The 16,731-nt window shown below is 71.3% G+C and carries 14 protein-coding genes; 9 read left to right on the plus strand and 5 right to left on the minus strand.

The features are described 5' to 3' along the window. Positions 1 to 48: 48 nt before the first annotated feature. A complete protein-coding gene (locus tag KHC27_RS15070; protein ID WP_213340208.1) occupies positions 49 to 816 on the plus strand; it encodes a mechanosensitive ion channel family protein in 768 nt (255 codons plus the stop codon). A 220-nt stretch (positions 817 to 1,036) separates the two neighbouring features. Here KHC27_RS15070 and KHC27_RS15075 read toward each other — a convergent pair whose 3' ends face one another. Beyond that, a complete protein-coding gene (locus tag KHC27_RS15075) occupies positions 1,037 to 2,683 on the minus strand; it encodes a DEAD/DEAH box helicase (protein WP_213340209.1) in 1,647 nt (548 codons plus the stop codon). A gap of 209 nt (positions 2,684 to 2,892) precedes the next feature. Here KHC27_RS15075 and KHC27_RS15080 point away from each other — a divergent pair, with 209 nt between their 5' ends. Next, on the plus strand, positions 2,893 to 3,393 hold the full coding sequence (locus KHC27_RS15080; RefSeq protein ID WP_213340210.1) for a GreA/GreB family elongation factor: 501 nt from the start codon (positions 2,893 to 2,895) through the stop codon (positions 3,391 to 3,393). A gap of 9 nt (positions 3,394 to 3,402) precedes the next feature. Then, positions 3,403 to 4,032 carry a LysE family translocator gene (locus tag KHC27_RS15085; protein ID WP_213340211.1) on the plus strand — a complete coding sequence of 210 codons (630 nt, stop codon included), beginning with the start codon at positions 3,403 to 3,405 and terminating at the stop codon, positions 4,030 to 4,032. 82 nt (positions 4,033 to 4,114) lie between these two features. Here KHC27_RS15085 and parE read toward each other — a convergent pair whose 3' ends face one another. Both parE and KHC27_RS15095 read right to left on the minus strand, forming a co-directional pair. Continuing rightward, a complete protein-coding gene (gene parE, locus KHC27_RS15090; protein ID WP_213340212.1) occupies positions 4,115 to 6,181 on the minus strand; it encodes a DNA topoisomerase IV subunit B in 2,067 nt (688 codons plus the stop codon). Positions 6,182 to 6,272: 91 nt separating this feature from the next. Beyond that, complete coding sequence (locus KHC27_RS15095; RefSeq protein WP_213340213.1) at positions 6,273 to 6,557, minus strand: hypothetical protein; 285 nt, start codon at positions 6,555 to 6,557, stop codon at positions 6,273 to 6,275. 187 nt (positions 6,558 to 6,744) lie between these two features. On the opposite strand from KHC27_RS15095, the gene KHC27_RS15100 reads away from it, so the two are divergent. Together KHC27_RS15100 and argC are read left to right on the plus strand one after the other, a co-directional pair. Continuing rightward, a complete protein-coding gene (locus tag KHC27_RS15100) occupies positions 6,745 to 7,884 on the plus strand; it encodes an acyltransferase family protein (RefSeq protein WP_213340214.1) in 1,140 nt (379 codons plus the stop codon). Between the two features lie 91 nt (positions 7,885 to 7,975). After that, a complete protein-coding gene (gene argC / locus KHC27_RS15105) occupies positions 7,976 to 9,028 on the plus strand; it encodes an N-acetyl-gamma-glutamyl-phosphate reductase (protein WP_213340215.1) in 1,053 nt (350 codons plus the stop codon). A 27-nt stretch (positions 9,029 to 9,055) separates the two neighbouring features. Here argC and KHC27_RS15110 read toward each other — a convergent pair whose 3' ends face one another. Both KHC27_RS15110 and phaC read right to left on the minus strand, forming a co-directional pair. Continuing rightward, entirely contained in the window at positions 9,056 to 9,874 is an 819-nt protein-coding gene (locus tag KHC27_RS15110; RefSeq protein WP_213340216.1) for a lysozyme inhibitor LprI family protein, read from the minus strand. A 17-nt stretch (positions 9,875 to 9,891) separates the two neighbouring features. After that, a complete protein-coding gene (gene phaC / locus KHC27_RS15115; protein WP_425514884.1) occupies positions 9,892 to 11,655 on the minus strand; it encodes a class I poly(R)-hydroxyalkanoic acid synthase in 1,764 nt (587 codons plus the stop codon). Between the two features lie 618 nt (positions 11,656 to 12,273). Between phaC and KHC27_RS15120 the strand changes: the two genes are divergently transcribed. The 4 genes from KHC27_RS15120 (at position 12,274) to glpX (ending at position 16,675) form a co-directional block, all read left to right on the plus strand. Next, complete coding sequence (locus tag KHC27_RS15120; protein WP_213340218.1) at positions 12,274 to 12,627, plus strand: hypothetical protein; 354 nt, start codon at positions 12,274 to 12,276, stop codon at positions 12,625 to 12,627. A gap of 441 nt (positions 12,628 to 13,068) precedes the next feature. Next, positions 13,069 to 14,286, plus strand: coding sequence for an LL-diaminopimelate aminotransferase (locus KHC27_RS15125; RefSeq protein WP_213340219.1), 1,218 nt, complete (start codon positions 13,069 to 13,071; stop codon positions 14,284 to 14,286). A gap of 59 nt (positions 14,287 to 14,345) precedes the next feature. After that, a complete protein-coding gene (locus KHC27_RS15130) occupies positions 14,346 to 15,665 on the plus strand; it encodes a homoserine dehydrogenase (RefSeq protein ID WP_213340220.1) in 1,320 nt (439 codons plus the stop codon). Between the two features lie 14 nt (positions 15,666 to 15,679). Beyond that, positions 15,680 to 16,675, plus strand: a complete 996-nt coding sequence (gene glpX, locus KHC27_RS15135; protein ID WP_213340221.1) for a class II fructose-bisphosphatase — start codon at positions 15,680 to 15,682, stop codon at positions 16,673 to 16,675. Positions 16,676 to 16,731 lie beyond the last annotated feature (56 nt).

Consider the following 16,731-nt stretch of genomic DNA (forward strand, 5'->3'; position numbering starts at 1 on the left):
CTTCGCCGCCTCGGCCGTTTCCAGACCGTCACAGGTCAGGAGAACGGAATGGATCTCGAACGGCTCGGCAACCTCCTCATCCTCTACGGGCTCAACGTGCTCTACGCCATCGGCCTCATGGTGGCGGGCTGGTGGATCGCGCGGCTGGTGGAGCGCCTTGTCCAGCGGGCGCTGGCGGCGACCCGGCGGGTGGACCCCACCATCGTCGGCTTTCTCTCCAGCCTCGCCAGATATGCCGTGCTGGTGTTCGTCGGCATTGCGGTGCTGCAGCGCTTCGGCATCCAGACCACCAGCATCATCGCCGTGCTCGGCGCGACCTCGCTGGCGATCGGCCTGGCGCTGCAGGGCACGCTCTCCAATCTCGCGGCGGGGGTGATGCTGCTGCTGTTCCGCCCGTTCCGGGTGGGGGATGCGGTGGAGCTGGCGGGCCGGGCCGGCACGGTGAAGGGGCTGACCCTGTTCAACACCGAGCTGGCCGCCGGCGACAATGTGCAGGTGCTGATTCCGAACGGGCAGGTGTGGGGCGCGGCCATCGTGAACCAGAGCGCCTATGGCGAGCGCCGGCTCGACCTCGCGGTGGAGCTGAAGCCGGACATCGACAGCGCCGCGGTGATGGCGGACGGGCTGGCCTTCCTGCGGGCCGACGCGCGGGCGCTCGCCACGCCGGCGCCGGGCGCGGGCTTCGGCAAGATCCTGATCGACCGGGTGGAGGTCGTGTTCTCCGCCTGGGCCCGCTCTGGCGATGTGGGGGCACTGAAGGCGGATCTGGCGAGCCATCTGCGCGAGCGCATGGCCGCCGCCCCGAAGCCGGGATGACGGGCGGCCACCGGCAGGGCCGGGATAACAGGCGGCCACCGGCAGGGCCGGGATAACAGGCGGCCACCGGCAGGGCGGGCGGACGGCAGGCGGGCTGGCTGGCCGCCGCTTCCGTCTGGCTGCCGGGCGGCGGGCGGGCCTTCGCGTTGACGGGAAGCCCGCCTTCGCGTGCGAGGGGAGGCCCGGCCGCGTTCGAGGGGAGGCCCGGCGGGCCGCCGGCTCAGCCGGTCTTGAACTTCACCGGCCGCAGCAGGAAGGCCGGCAGGTGGGAGGTGTCGGCCGGCTCGTCGTTGCGGGCCGGGCGTTCCGCCGCCGGGCGGCGCGCGGTGGTGGGGTTCACCGGGGCGCGGGCAGGAGTGGTGCTGGCCGCGGCGCGGCCGGGGGCGGGGTTGGCCGCGGCGCGGGCAGGGGCGGGGTTGGTGGCGGCGCGGCCGGGGCTGGCCGGGGCGCGGGTGGGCCGGGCCTCGTCCTTCGCCGGGGCGGCGGCATCGACCTGAGGCGCGCGGGCGGCGGCCGGCTTGCGGCGCGCGGCGGCCGGCGTGGCCGCCTCGACCTCGGCCTCCGCCACCTCGGGCGCGGCCTCGGCCGGGGTGGCCTCGGCGCCGCGACGGCGCGCGACGCGCGGACCACGGCGCTCGCCGCGCTCGCCGCCACGGTCGCTGCCACGTTCACCACCGCGCTCGCCGCGGCTGGAGCTGCGCTCGGTCCGCTCGGTCCGCTCGGCGCGCGGCGGCGCCTCGCCGAGAGCCGGCCCGCGCCACTCGATGGAGCGGCCGATCAGCTTCTCGATGGCGGCCAGCGACTTGACGTCGGCATGGGTGACGAGGGTCAGCGCGGCGCCGCTGCGGCCGGCGCGGCCGGTGCGGCCGATGCGGTGCACATAGTCTTCGGCGTGGTGGGGGGTGTCGTAGTTGAAGACGTGGCTCACCGCCGGGATGTCGAGCCCGCGCGCGGCGACGTCGCTCGCCACCAGCAGGGTGGCCTCGCCGGTGCGGAACTGGTCGAGCGCCTGCATGCGCGAGCGCTGGTCCATGTCGCCGTGCAGTGCCACCGCCTTGAAGCCGTGCCGGACCAGCGACTTGTGCACCACCGCGACTTCGCTCTTGCGGTTGCAGAAGATGATGCCGTTCTGCAGGTTCTCGGCCGAGTTGATCAGCTCGCGCAGCGTCTCGCGCTTGCTGAAGTCTTCCTTGCCGGCGGCGACGAGCTGCTGGGTGATGGTCGAGGCGGTGGAGGAGGGGCGCGAGGCCTCGATCTGGACCGGGTTGGAGAGGAACTGCGCGACCAGCCGCTGGATTTCCGGCGGCATGGTGGCGGAGAAGAACAGGGTCTGCCGGGTGAAGGGCACCAGCTTGCAGACGCGCTCGATGTCCGGGATGAAGCCCATGTCCAGCATGCGGTCGGCTTCGTCGATCACCAGGATCTCGATGCCCGACAGCAGCAGCCGGCCGCGCTCGACATGGTCGAGCAGGCGGCCGGGGGTGGCGATCAGCACATCCACGCCGCGGACCAGCTTGGTGTCCTGGTCGCCGAAGGAGACGCCGCCGATCAGCAGCGCGACGTTCAGCTTGTGGTTCTTGCCGTATTTTACGAAATTCTCTTCCACCTGCGCGGCCAGCTCGCGGGTCGGCTCCAGAATGAGCGTCCGCGGCATGCGGGCCCGGGCCCGGCCCTGCTCCAGCAGGGTCAGCATGGGAAGGGTGAACGCGGCGGTCTTGCCGGTTCCGGTCTGGGCGAGGCCGAGGACGTCGCGGCGCGCCAGCACATGGGGAATGGCCTGGGCCTGGATCGGCGTCGGTTCGGTGTAGCCTGCGTCGGCGACGGCCGAAAGCACCTTCTCGCTCAGGCCAAGTTCATTGAAAAGCATCTAGGGTCAATTCTGCGGCAGCGCACCGCTCACCGGAACCCCGAGCCGTAACCGGGGGCGGATTGCATCGTCTTCGCGCGGAGCGCATTTATTCGGTACAGCCGGACGACGCAACGCAACATATGCATTAAGCCCGCAGAGTCAATGATATTCACCGCTGTCAAGCCTTTTAACGGGCCGGTGCGGCGGTGGGGGCCGAAGGAAAGACCATGAGCCGTGCCTTCGTGAACGAAGATTCCGGCACCGATGCGCTGCCCGAGCGCCCGGTGAGCCCGGCCCGCAACCTCGTCACCCGGCGCGGGCTCGCCCTCATCGAGCGGGAGATCGAGGTGCTGCGTGAGGCGCTGGCCACCGCCACCGTGGCGGGCGACCGCGACGCCATCGCCCGCGCCTCGCGCGATCTGCGCTACTGGTCGGCCCGCCGCGCCAGCGCCGAGCCGGTCGATCCGCCGGCGGAGGCCGAGCGCATCACGCTCGGCATGGCGGTGACGATCGAGGACGAGCAAGGCCGCCGCCGCAGCTACCGGCTGGTGGGCGAGGATGAGGCCGAGCCGCGGGCCGGCCGGATCGGCTGGAGCGCGCCGGTGGCGCGGCTGCTGCTGGGCCGCGCGGTCGGCGACGAGGTGGAGCTGCCCTTCGGCACCGCCGAGATCGTGGCCATAGACCCCAGGCCCGAGCCGGTGGACAGCCCGCCGGCGCCGCAGCGCTGAGGCCGCGCCATGCTGGTTTCACCCGACACCCTCGCCGTCTTCCTTCCCGCCGCCCTGGCGCTCAACCTCACCCCCGGCAACGACATGCTGTTCTGCCTCGGGCAGGGCATGCGCGCGGGCTGGCGCGCCGGCATGGCGGCGAGCCTCGGCATCGCCACCGGCTCGCTGATCCACACGCTGGCGGCGGGCGTTGGCCTCGCCGCCCTGCTCGCCGCCCATCCCGGCGCGTTCGAGGTGATCCGCTGGGGCGGGGTGGGCTATCTCGTCTGGCTCGCGGTGCAGAGCGTGCGCCATGCCGGCGATCCGGTCGCGGCGGCCGCGGCGGGGCCGGGCGGGTGCTGGACGGCATGGCGCGAGGCGGTGGTGGTGAGCCTGCTCAATCCCAAGGTCGCGGTGTTCATGCTGGCCTTCCTGCCGCAGTTCGTCGACCCCGGCCGCGGCTCCACCTTCCTGCAGTTCCTCCTGCTCGGCAGCCTGTTCAACGCCGGCGGCACCGCGGTGAACCTGCTGGTCGGCGGCTTCGCCGGGCGGATCGGCGGGTTTCTGGAGTCCCGCCGCGCGGTCGCCCGGGGCCTGCGCTACGCCACCGGCGCGATCTTCCTCGGCCTCGCCGCCCGCATCGCGCTGGAGCGCCGCTGAGCGGCGCGGGAATCAAACCGGCGCCGCTGAGCGGCGCGCGGAAGCCGTCGGCGGGCGCGAGAAGCCGGCGCCGCCGCCGGCGTCAGATGTCCAGCAGTTCCTCGCCGGCGAAGGCCGCGCGCTCGGTGATGAAGGCGAAGCGGCTCTCCGGCTTGTTGCCCATCAGCCGCTCCACGACATCCGCGACCGCGGCGCGCTCGGCGTCGTCGATCGTCACCCGCAGCAGGGTGCGGGTGCGCGGGTTCATGGTGGTTTCCTTGAGCTGGGCCGGCATCATCTCGCCAAGGCCCTTGAAGCGGCCGATCTCCACCTTGCCCCGCCCGCTGAACTCGCTCGCCAGCAGCTGGTCGCGATGGGCCTCGTCGCGGGCATACAGCGTCTTCGTGCCCTGGGTGATGCGGTAGAGCGGGGGCACCGCGAGGAAGAGGTGGCCGTTCTCGATCAGCTTCGGGGTCTGGCGGTAGAAGAAGGTGACCAGCAGCGAGGCGATGTGGGCGCCGTCGACATCGGCGTCGGTCATGATGATCACGCGCTCATAGCGCAGGTCTTCTTCGCGGTAATGGGTGCCGCTGCCGCAGCCGAGCGCCTGCATCAGATCGGCGAGCTGCTGGTTCTGGGCGAGCTTGTCGCGCCCGGCGCTGGCGACGTTCAGGATCTTGCCGCGCAGCGGCAGCACCGCCTGGTTCTGCCGCTCGCGGGCCTGCTTGGCGGAGCCGCCGGCCGAATCGCCCTCGACGATGAACAGCTCGGAGCCCGCCGCCGCATTGTTGGAGCAGTCGGCCAGCTTGCCCGGCAGGCGCAGCTTGCGCACCGCGGTCTTGCGGGAGACCTCCTTCTCCTGCCGGCGGCGCAGCCGCTCCTCCGCGCGCTCCACCACCCAGTCGAGCAGCCGGCTGGCCTGGGTGGGGTTGCCGGCGAGCCAGTGGTCGAAGGGGTCGCGCAGCGCGCTCTCGACGATGCGGGCGGCCTCGGCGGTGGCGAGCTTCTCCTTGGTCTGGCCCTGGAATTCCGGCTCGCGCACGAAGACGGAGAGCATGGCGGCGCAGCCGGCCATGATGTCGTCGCCGGTCACGGTGGCGGCGCGCTTGGCGTTGCCAGTGCGCTCGGCATGGTCGCGCAGGCCGCGCAGCAGCACCGCGCGGAAGCCGGCCTCATGGGTGCCGCCCTCGGCGGTGGGAATGGTGTTGCAGTAGGAGGAGACGCCGCCATCGGCGTCGCCCAGCCAGGCCACCGCCCATTCCACCGAGCCATGGCCGCCGGTGCGGGCGGTCTTGCCGGCGAAGATCTCCGGGTGGACCAGGGTGTGGCCCTCGATGTCGGCGGCGAGATAGTCCTTGAGGCCGCCGGGAAAGCGGAACACCGCGCGGTCCGGCACCTCGGTGCCGGCGACCAGGGCGGGGTCGCACTGCCAGCGCACCTCGACGCCGCCGAACAGATAGGCCTTGGAGCGGGCCATGCGGAAGATGCGCGCCGGCTTGAACCGGGCTTCCTCGCCGAAGATCTGCGGGTCGGGGTGGAAGCGCATGCGGGTGCCGCGCCGGTTCTGCACCCGGCCCGCCTCGGTCAGCGGGCCCAGCGGCAGGCCGCGCCGGTAGGTCTGGCGGTACAGCACCTGCCCGCGCGCGACCTCCACCTCCAGCACGTCGGACAGGGCGTTGACCACCGAGGCGCCGACGCCGTGCAGGCCGCCGGAGGTCTCGTACACCTTGCTGTCGAACTTGCCGCCCGCGTGCAGCGTGGTGAGGATCACCTCCAGCGCCGACTTGCCGGGATATTTGGGGTGTTCCTCCACCGGGATGCCGCGGCCATTGTCGGTCACGGTGAGAAAGCCGCTCGCTTCCAGCTCCACCTCGATGAAGGTGGCGTGGCCGGCGACCGCCTCGTCCATGGCGTTGTCGATCACCTCGGCGAAGAGGTGGTGCAGCGCCTTCTCGTCGGTGCCGCCAATATACATGCCGGGCCGCCGCCGCACCGGCTCCAGCCCTTCCAGCACCTCGATATGGGCGGCGGTGTAGGACGCCTCGGTGAAGGCCGGCGCCGCGGCCGCGGCCGGGGCCGCTGCCGCCTTCGCCGGTTTCCGCGTGCCGGCGGGACGGGCCGGCGGGGTCGGTTCGGGCAGGGCGGCAAAGAGATCGTCGGGCGTCGACATGAAGGGCGATGTTCCGTGCGTGAGCGCGATTCGGCGGTGCCGGGCACTATGCCAGCCCAAGGCGGCGACAGGAACATGTCGTGAACGCGGATCAGCGCGACAGACGCTTCCTGTTGGCTTTCACCTTCCGGCGATACATCGCTAGCACCTTAGGGGCGGCGCGGTCGAGCGTCCCGGCCGCCGCGGCCCGGGCGAGCTGGGCCTGCGCCTCGCCGAGCGCGCCGGCCTTCTCGCTCACCATGCGCACGGCCTCCCGGCCGGACTGGGGGTGGCCAGCGGCGAAGCGGGCGAGCCGCAGCGCGATGACGGCGTTGGCCTCCTGCGACAGCCGCATCATGTCGAGGCCGAGGGCGAACCAGCGGGCAGGGGTCATCATCGGCCGGCATCTCCTCGCACGCCACCCGGTCGGGAACGGCTCCTTCATATGGCGCGGCGGTTCGCTGCGACAAGCGGAGACATCCCCATGGGCCGGGAGGTCGGATGGTTGACGTAAGGGCGCCGGCGGCGGAAGGTCCCGGTGCGGCACCGCGCGCGTCTGGCGGGGTGGGCTCTGGGGGGAGCGTGTGGCGGGCGGACGTTTGCTCTATCTCGATTCCGCGCGCGGGCTGCTGATGCTGCTCGGCATCCCCTATCACGTGGCGTTGATCTATTCGCCCGACATCCCGCGCGACATCCACGCGGCCGACGGCAGTCTGATCGTGCAGTGGATCGGTGGCACGATCCACGCGTTCCGCATGCCGGCCTTCTTCATCGTTGCCGGCTTCTGCGCGGCGCTCGCGCTGGAGCGCCGGGCCGATGGCCCGGCCTGGCTGCTCGGCCGCTGCATCAAGCTGGGGCTGCCCTTTTTCGCCGGCATGGTGCTGCTGAATCCGATCCAGATGTACGCCAGCGCGCTGGCGCAGACGGCGACGCCCGCCGCCGCCTTCGACGCCTTCCTCGTCATGCTGCAGACCCCCGGCCGGCACTGGGTGCGGCATCTGTGGTTCCTGCCCGTGCTCGTCATGCTGTCGGCCGGTCTGGCGCCGGCCTGGCCGGCGCTCCGTCGCGGGCGTGCGGCTATCCGCGCGTTCGCCGGCCCGAGGCTGCGCGGGCGCGCGGGCCTCGCGGCTTTGATGGTGGCACTGGCGGCCTGGCAGATCCTGCTGCTGCTGGTGATGCGCCATGGGGACACCGATCTCGCGCTGCTGGAGGGCTTCGTCGACCTGCGCGCGGTGCTGTATTTCGCACCCTATTTCACCCTCGGCGCGGTGCTGCAGATGACGGCGGGCCTCGCCCGCCTGCCGGCGGACCGCTGGGTGGCGGCCCTCGGCGCCGCCGCGCTCATCGCCTATCTCAGCCTCTATCCACCCGGTACGGCGGCCGTGGCCTATCTGTTCGAAGCGGCGAGCGCCTTTACGGCGGTCGCCATGTTCGCCCTGCTGATCGGGCTGTGCCGGCGCCATCTCGACCGCCCGTCGCGGGTGATCGGCGTGTTGGTGCGCCTGTCTTTCCCGATCTATCTCATCCATATGCCGATCGTGTCGGTGCTGGGCCTCGTCATGAAGGATGCCGCACTCGATCCCGTTCTCGGCTTCGGGATCATGAGCCTCGTCGTGCTGGCCCTCAGCACCGCCGTCGCCGGCGCGGCGCTTCGTCTGCGCCTCGGGCAAGCGCTGTTCAACGGTGCGGTGCGTGCCGTGCCGGTCCGGCGCCTGGCGCGGTAGCGAGGAGCTGTCTTCCGTCCGTCGCGCAACGGGTGTAAGTGCGCGCTCTTGCTGTGCGGTCCCGCTGGAGGACCCGGAAGGGAGAGTGGAGATGGAAAAGGCGGCGCGCATCGCGATCCTGGGAGCCTCGGGCTATACCGGCGCCGAGCTGGTGCGCCTGCTGGTCCGCCATCCCCGCGCCGAGATCGTCGCGCTCACCGCCGACCGCAAGGCCGGCCAGAGCATGGCCGAGGTGTTCCCGCAATTCGCGCCGCTGAAGCTGCCGACCCTCGTCAGCATCGACGCGGTGGACTGGTCGGGCGTCGACCTCGCCTTCTGCGCGCTGCCGCACGGCACCACCCAGCAGGTCATCAAGCGCACCTTCGAGGTGGCGCCGCATATCAAGGTGGTGGACCTCTCCGCCGATTTCCGGCTGCGCGATCCCGGCGCCTATGAGCAGTGGTACGGCCACCCGCACCAGGCGCTCGACCTGCAGCAGGAGGCGGTCTACGGCATCGTCGAGCTGTACCGCGAGGATGTGCGCAAGGCCCGGCTCGTCGCCAATCCCGGCTGCTACACCACCACCGCCATCCTGCCGGTGGTGCCGCTGATCGAGGCCGGCGCCATCGACCCCGAGCATGTGGTGATCGACGCCAAGAGCGGCGTCACCGGGGCCGGGCGCTCGGCCAAGGAGTCGCTGCTCTACACCGAGGTGACGGACGGCATGCACGCCTATGGCGTCGGCGGCCACCGCCATACCGCTGAATTCGATCAGGAATTCTCCCGCGCCGCGGGCCGCGCCGTGGTGCCGACCTTCACCCCCCACCTCATTCCCATGAGCCGGGGCATCTACGCCACGATCTACCTGAAGGCGGTGGCCGGTGTCGGCGCGGCGGGGGTGCACCGCGTGCTGGCGGAGTTCTACGCCGGCGAGACCTTCGTGCACGTGCTGCCGCTCGGGCAGGTGCCGCAGTCCCGCTTCGTCAAGGGCTCGAACATGGCGTTCATCGGCGTGGTGCAGGACCGCGCCGCCGACCGGGTCATCGTCGTCTCCACCACCGACAATCTGGTGAAGGGCGCCTCGGGACAGGCGGTGCAGAACATGAACGTGATGCTCGGCTTCCCCGAGACGATGGGGCTGGAGCAGATCGCGCTGTTCCCCTGATCGGGAAACGTGTTCTGAGGCAATGGCTTACGGCGCCGGGCGCGCCGTATAGGCGGGCGTGAGCGCGCCGTTCTGCCAGCTATAGCGGGCCTCGCAGGACGCCCCGGCAGGGGCGTTGCACAGGCTGCGATCCACCGTGAGCGAGAGCCGGGTGGCGTCGGTGTCCTGCACCAGGGTCGGGGTCGCGCCGCGGGCGCCGACCGGGTGGGCGAAGCGGGCGCTCGACAGCGCGATGTCGATGGCGCAGCCGTCATTGGCGCAGAAGGCGGTGGCGGCGCCGAGGCAGCGCAGGTTCTGCGTGTTCAGCACGAAATCCGGGATGCCGTCGTGGTCGAGGTCGGCGCTCATCATGTTCGGCCAGGAATTGTCGGAGAGCTGCCCGCCGAGCCGGTTGCAGGCGGCGTTGTAGGAGCCGATCAGGTCCATCACCGGCTGGGGCACGGGTGGCGGCGCGGGCGGAGCCGGATTGTCCGCCGCCTTCGCCAAGTCACTCAGATTGCTCGTTATTCCCTGCTTCAGCGCGCTGATTCGGGCGGCGTAGGCCCGGGTCAGGCAGCCGGCATCCCCGCCACAGGCGGCGCGCGTGGCGAGGAAGGCGCGGGCCTCGTCGCGGCGGTTGCCGCTGGCGCCCATCAGCAGGGGCAGGCGGGAATAGGTGAACCACAGCGCGCCCAGCTCGGTGTCGAGTTCCGACAGGTTCGGGTTGGCGCAGACGGCGATCTCGTCGGGCGCGCGGGCCTTGGCGCAGTCGAAGCTCGTCGCCCCGGCAGGTCCGCCGCCTCCCGCCACCACCCCCGCCAGCGCGAGGAGGATCGGCACGGTGAGGGGAACGATGCGTCCGGCCATCCCGCGCCGGCGCCGGGTCACGACGTCACCCGGACATAGGAGCCCGGCGCTTCCTCGATGGGGGCGAAGACGCCGCCGCCCGGCGCCCGTGACGGCACCTGGGTGGCGTCGTGCGCGGTGAGCCAGGCGAGCCAGTCCGGCCACCACGAGCCGGGGTGCATCTCGGCCTGCGGCAGCCAGCCCTCGAGTGCGCCCGCCGGCTGCGGGCCGGTCCAGTACTGGTACTTCTCCCGCGCCGGCGGATTGACGACGCCGGCGATGTGGCCGGAGCCGGCGAGCACGAAGCGGGTGGGGCGGCCGAAGAGCTGGACGCCGAGATAGACCGAGGCCGCCGGGGCGATGTGGTCTTCCCGCGTCGCGAGGCTGTAGGTCGGCAGCGTGATGCGCGAGAGGTCGAGCCGCCGCCCCGCCAGCTCCAGCCGGCCGCGGGCCAGCCGGTTGTCGAGGTAGCAGTTGCGCAGGTAGAAGGAGTGGTTCGCCGCCGGCAGCCGGGTGGAATCCGAGTTCCAGTACAGCATGTCGAAGGGGAAGGGGGCCTGCCCCTTCAGGTAGTTGTTCACCACATACGGCCAGATCAGGTCGTTCGAGCGCAGCATGTTGAAGGCGTTCGCCATCTTGCGGCCTTCCATGACGCCGGATTCCAGCATCTTGCGTTCGAGGCTGGCGATCTGTTCCTCGTCGATGAACACCTTCAGCTCGCCGGCCTGGGAGAAGTCGACCTGGGTTGTGAAGAAGGTGGCGGAGCGGATGCCGGCGTCCTCGCCGGCGGCGGCGAGCCAGGCCAGGGTGATGGCGAGCATGGTGCCGCCGACGCAATAGCCGACCGCATGAACCTCCGGGCTGGCGGCGGCCTGTCTGGCGACCTCGATCGCCTTCAGCACGCCGTCCCGCATGTAGTCCTCGAAGCCCTTGTCGCGCAGCGAGGGGTCGGGGTTGACCCAGGAGACCACGAACACCGTCAGGCCCTGCTCCACCGCCCAGCGGATGAAGGACTTCTCCGGGTTGAGGTCGAGGATGTAGAACTTGTTGATCCACGGCGGCACGATCACCACCGGGATGCCCAGCACCGTCTCGGTGGTGGGGCTGTACTGGATGAGCTGCATCAGCTCGTTCTGGAAGATGACTTTGCCCGGGGTGGCGGCGAGGTTCTCGCCCACCCGGAACTTGGAGGTGTCGGTCTGGCGGATCTTCAGCTCGCCGCCGCCGGCCTCGATGTCCTCGGCCAGCATCTTCATGCCGCGCACGAGGTTCTCGCCGTTCGAGGCGAGGGTGGTGCGCAGCAGCTCCGGGTTGGTCAGCACGAAATTGGAGGGCGACACCGCACCGGCGATCTGGCGGACGTAGAAATCCGCCTTCTGCTTGGTGTGCGGGTCGATCTCGGCTTCCTTCACCAGCCCCTCGGCCCAGGTGCTGGTGAGCAGATAGCTCTGCTTCAGCGCGTCGAAGAAGGGGTTGTTGGTCCATTCCGGGTCGTTGAAGCGGCCGTCGCGGGTGGCCGGGCGGGCCACCGGCTCGGCATCCTCGCCGCCGAGCCGTTTCAGCGTCGAGGACCACAGCGAGAGATAGCCGCCGATCAGCCGCGACTGTGCCTCCACCGTGCGCTGGGGATCGACCAGCCAGTATTCCGCGACATGGCCGAGCGTCTTCATCACGTCGGCGATGTCCTCGGCGATGTCGTCCTTCACCGTGCCGTCCTCGCGGGGGCGCAGATAGGCCGCCATGGCCTTGCCGCCTTCCTCCACCAGCCGCGCCAGATTGCCGGCGAAGGCTTCGAGGTCCACGGCGCCGGGCTTGGCCTCGCGGGGCGGCTCGGCCGATGCCGCCGGGGCGGCCGGCTTTGCCGATGCCGCCGGGCGCGCTGACGCGGCGGGCGCCGCCGATGCCGTCGGCGATGCGGGCGCGGCTGCCTTGGCCGGCGCCGGGCTCTCCATCGCGGCCGGCTGTGCTCCGGCGGCTCGCTTCGCCGCAGCGGCGGATTTCGGCGCGGCGGCCGGCTTGGCGACCCGTTCGGCGGTTCGCTTCGCGGTGCGCGTGGCGGCGGGAGCCGGCGCCGGTGGGACCGGCGGGCTCATGGCCGCCGCGACCGCGATGGAGGCGGCCATGGCCGGCGGAACGGCGGCCGGCGCGAGGATGGCGGGGGCACTGGCGGCCGGCGCCGTGACCGCGGGCACCGCGGCCGGCGCCCCGGCGGGCGCATCGGGCGCTGCCGCCGGGGGCGCGGCGCGGCGGCGGCGCGGCGTCTTTGGCGTGGCGGCGCGTGTGGCGGGAAGATCGCTGGCGTTCCGGTTACTCACCGCTTGTCCTCGCGGGTAGGCATCGACGATGTGCATCATAGCCGCGCGATATGGCACTAGCGAGTGTGCTACGGCATAAAGGGGCGCCGGAACGGAGGGTTCGCAGTGACCGACGAGTCGAAGACAGGCCGCCACAGCCTTGGCGTCGCCCGCCGCCACCGCGCCGCGCGGCCGCTGGCGCTGGCGGGCGCGCTCGCCGCCACGCTGCTGGCCGCGGCCTGCTCACGCATGCCGGACGCGCCGCCTCCGCCGCCCGGCATCTCCGACACCTACCCGACCTTCGGCACCCCGCCGCGCGGCGACAAGGAGCCGCCGGTGCTCGACGCCACGCAGGTGAGCAAGGTGCAGTCCAGCCTCGAATCGCAGGGCACCGGCCAGGCCAAGGCGATCCAGAGCCGGATCGAGGCCGACGCGAAGAAGCAGGACGGTTCCGACCAGGGCAGCACCACCGGGCAGTGAGCCGCCGCCGGTCCGTCAGCGGTTCGCGTGCCGGCCGGCAGGCCGGTGCGTCCGGCATGGGCCGCACAGCGGGAGCGGGGCCGCTTCGCCCCGAGCGGGCTTTTCGCACCAGCAGGACTCCCGGTTGGGCGGGCGGTTCGGGCGATCCGGGCATGGCGTGATCCCGGCTCGCGCCTGGGCCGGGCGGTTGCGAGGCCGCCGACCCGCATTGCGCGTCTCCGTGCGCGCGGCGGCGGGCACCCGCGCCGGGCCGCTCTCCCGCCGTCCGGCACCGGCGGCGGGCCGGTGCTAACGTCCTGTTCACCACGCTTCCGCCACCATGGGCGCGCATTTCAGGGATGACGTGCCTGATGAACCTGTTATGACGCCCCCCGCGTGTCCGCCGTGACAAAAGAGCGGCCGCGAGGAACCCAAGAGCCGCTCACCCTCGAGTCCACCGCCATGACCGATTTCCATCGCATCCGCCGGCTGCCGCCCTACGTCTTCGAGCAGGTCAACCGGGTGAAGGCCGCTGCCCGCAATGGCGGCGCCGACATCGTGGACCTCGGCATGGGCAATCCCGATCTCGACGCGCCCGCCCATGTGGTGGAGAAGCTGAAGGAAACCATCGGCCGTCCGCGCACCGACCGCTATTCCGCCTCGCGCGGCATCCCCGGCCTGCGCCGCGCCCAGGCGGCCTATTACGGCCGCCGCTTCGGCGTGAAGGTCGACCCCGACAGGCACGTGGTCGCCACCCTCGGCTCGAAGGAGGGCTTCGCCAACATGGCGCAGGCCATCACCGCGCCGGGCGACGTCATCCTGGTGCCGAACCCGAGCTACCCCATCCATGCCTTCGGCTTCCTGATGGCGGGGGCGGCGATCCGCTCGGTGCCGTGCGAGCCGGGGCCGGAGTTCTTCCACGCGCTGGAGCGCGCGGTGGCGCATTCGATTCCCTCGCCGCTGGCGCTGGTTCTGTGCTACCCCTCGAACCCCACCGCCTGCGTCGCCGACCTCGATTTCTACCGCGACGTCGTCGCCTTCGCGAAGAAGCACGACCTCATCGTGCTCTCCGACCTCGCCTATTCCGAGGTCTATTTCGACGACGTGCCGCCCCCCTCGGTGCTGCAGGTGCCGGGCGCCATGGACGTGACGGTGGAGTTCACCTCCATGTCGAAGACCTTCTCCATGGCCGGCTGGCGCATGGGATTCGCGGTGGGCAACGAGCGGCTCATCGCGGCGCTGGCACGGGTGAAGTCCTATCTCGACTACGGCGCCTACACCCCGATCCAGGTCGCGGCCGCGGCCGCGCTGAACGGCCCGCAGGAGTGCATCGCCGAGATGCGCTCGGTCTACCGCAAGCGGCGCGACGTGCTGGTGGACAGCTTCGGCAAGGCGGGGTGGGAGATTCCGTCCCCCAGCGCCTCGATGTTCGCCTGGGCGCCGATTCCCGAGAAGTTCCGCCACCTCGGCAGCCTGGAGTTCGCCAAGCTGCTGATCGAGAAGGCGGATGTCGCGGTGGCCCCCGGTGTCGGCTTCGGCGAGCATGGCGACGGCTTCGTGCGCATCGCCATGGTGGAGAACGAGCAGCGTATCCGGCAGGCGGCGCGCAATGTCCGCCGCTTCCTTGAAACGGGCGCGGAAACATTGCACAACGTCGTTCCCCTCGCCGCGGCGCGCTGACGTCCGGGTCCCGATCCGGGCGGCGCCGTTCCTTCTGTCTGTTGCGTCCGGAAGTCCACATGGCGTCGCCCCTCAGGATTGGCTTGGCCGGCCTCGGCACGGTCGGGAGCGGGGTCGTTCGCATGCTTGCCCGTCGCCGCGACGAGATCGCGGCGCGTACCGGCCGCGCCGTCGAGGTGGTGGCCGTCAGCGCCCGCGACCGATCCCGCGACCGTGCCTGCGATCTCTCCCGCGTGCGCTGGTTCGACAATGCCGTCGACCTCGCCCGCGACCCCGACATCGATGTCTTCGTCGAGCTGATCGGCGGCCAGGCCGGCGCCGCAAAGGCGGCGGTCGAGGCTGCGCTCGCGGCCGGCAAGCCGGTGGTCACCGCCAACAAGGCGCTGCTCGCCCATCACGGCGTCGCGCTCGCCACTCTGGCCGAGGCGAAGGGCGTCGGGCTCTATTTCGAGGCCGCGGTCGCCGGCGGCATCCCCGTGGTGAAGACCCTGCGCGAGGCGCTGGTCGGCAACCGGATCGAGCGGGTGTCCGGCATCCTCAACGGCACCTGCAACTTCATCCTCACCAAGATGCAGGACGAGGGCATCCCGTTCGAGGCGGTGCTCGCCGAGGCGCAGGCGCTCGGCTATGCCGAGGCCGACCCGACCTTCGACGTCGACGGCTTCGACACCGCCCACAAGCTCGCCATCCTCGCCAGCCTCGCCTTCGGCGTGACGCCCGACCCCGAGGCGATCCACGTCGAGGGCATCCGTTCCATCACGCTGGCCGACCTGAACGCCGCCGAGGAACTCGGCTACCGGGTGAAGCTGCTCGGCGTCGCCATGCGCACCGAGAGCGGAATCGAGCAGCGCGTCCATCCCACCATGGTGCCTAAACATTGGCCACTGGCGCAGGTCGCCGGCGTGACCAACGCGGTGGCGATCGACGGCGACGCGGTGGCGCTGACGCTGGTCGGGCCCGGCGCGGGCGGTGACGCCACCGCTTCGGCGGTGGTCTCCGACGTGTGCGATCTCGCCGCAGGGCGGGGTTGCGCGGCTTTCGGCGTGCGCGCGGCGGCGCTGCAGCCGGCCGGACGCGCCGCGATCCAGCGTCATGAGGGCGGCTACTACATCCGCCTCGCCGTGGTCGACCGGCCCGGAAGTGCGGCAACCATTGCCCGCCATATGGCCGAGCAGAACATTTCCCTCGAGTCCATAATGCAGCATCGGCGCGGCCGCCCCCATGGCGGCGACCGCCCGGACAGCGCGGACGACCCGGCGCCGGTGGTGCTCATCACCTACGCCACGACGGAAGACGCGGTGCGCCGGGCGATTGCCGCCATCGAGGCGGACGGGGTCATCACGGCCGCGCCGCAGATGATACGGATCGAGAAGGATTGAGAGGGGCTTTGACGATGCCGGAAATCACGGTCAATGCGAGCCAGGTGCTCGAGCGTATCCTGACGCTCGAACTGGTCCGCGTCACCGAACGCGCAGCCGTCTGCTCCGCGCATCTGCGCGGGCGGGGCGACGAGAAGGCGGCCGACAAGGCCGCGGTCGATGCGATGCGCCGCGAACTCAACCGGCTGCCGATCGCCGGCCGTATCGTCATCGGTGAGGGCGAGCGCGACGAGGCGCCGATGCTCTATATCGGCGAGGAAGTCGGCACCAAGCAGGGCCCGGCGGTGGACATCGCGGTCGACCCGCTGGAGGGCACCACCCTCTGCGCCAAGAACATGCCGGGCTCCATCGCGGTGATGGCGATGGCCGAGGGCGGCACGCTGCTCTATGCCCCCGACGTCTACATGGACAAGATCGCGATCGGCCCGGGCTATCCCAAGGGCACCATCGACATCGACGCCACCCCGGCGGACAACATCGCCTCGCTGGCCAAGGCCAAGGGCGTGAAGCCCTCCGAGATCACCGCGCTGATTCTCGACCGGCCGCGCCATGCCGGCATCATCGAGGCGGTGCGCCGCACCGGCGCCTCGGTGCAGCTCATCACCGACGGCGACGTGGCCGGCGTGATCCACACCACCGACCCCGACGAGACCGGCGTCGACATCTATCTCGGCACCGGCGGCGCGCCCGAGGGCGTGCTGGCGGCGGCGGCGCTGCGCTGCATCGGCGGCGAGATGTACACCCGCCTCATCCTCGACACCGAGGAGAAGCGCGAGCGCGCCCGCAAGATGGGCGTCGCCGACGGCAAGAAGATCTACGAGATCACCGACATGGTGCGCGGCGACTGCCTGTTCGCGGCGACCGGCGTCACCACCGGCAACCTGCTGCGGGGCGTGAAGTACGAGAAGGGCCTGGTGAAGACCCACACCGTGGTGATGCGGTCCGCCTCCGGCACCGCCCGCTGGATCGAGGCGGAGCACCGCGACCTCTCGAAGTTCCAGCTCGACTGAGCGGCACCGGCCGCCGGTGGCGGGTGGGTGAGCGAAGAGACGAGGGGCGCTGCGGC

It is taken from the genome of Ancylobacter lacus (assembly GCF_018390635.1).
Taxonomy (GTDB): domain Bacteria; phylum Pseudomonadota; class Alphaproteobacteria; order Rhizobiales; family Xanthobacteraceae; genus Ancylobacter; species Ancylobacter lacus.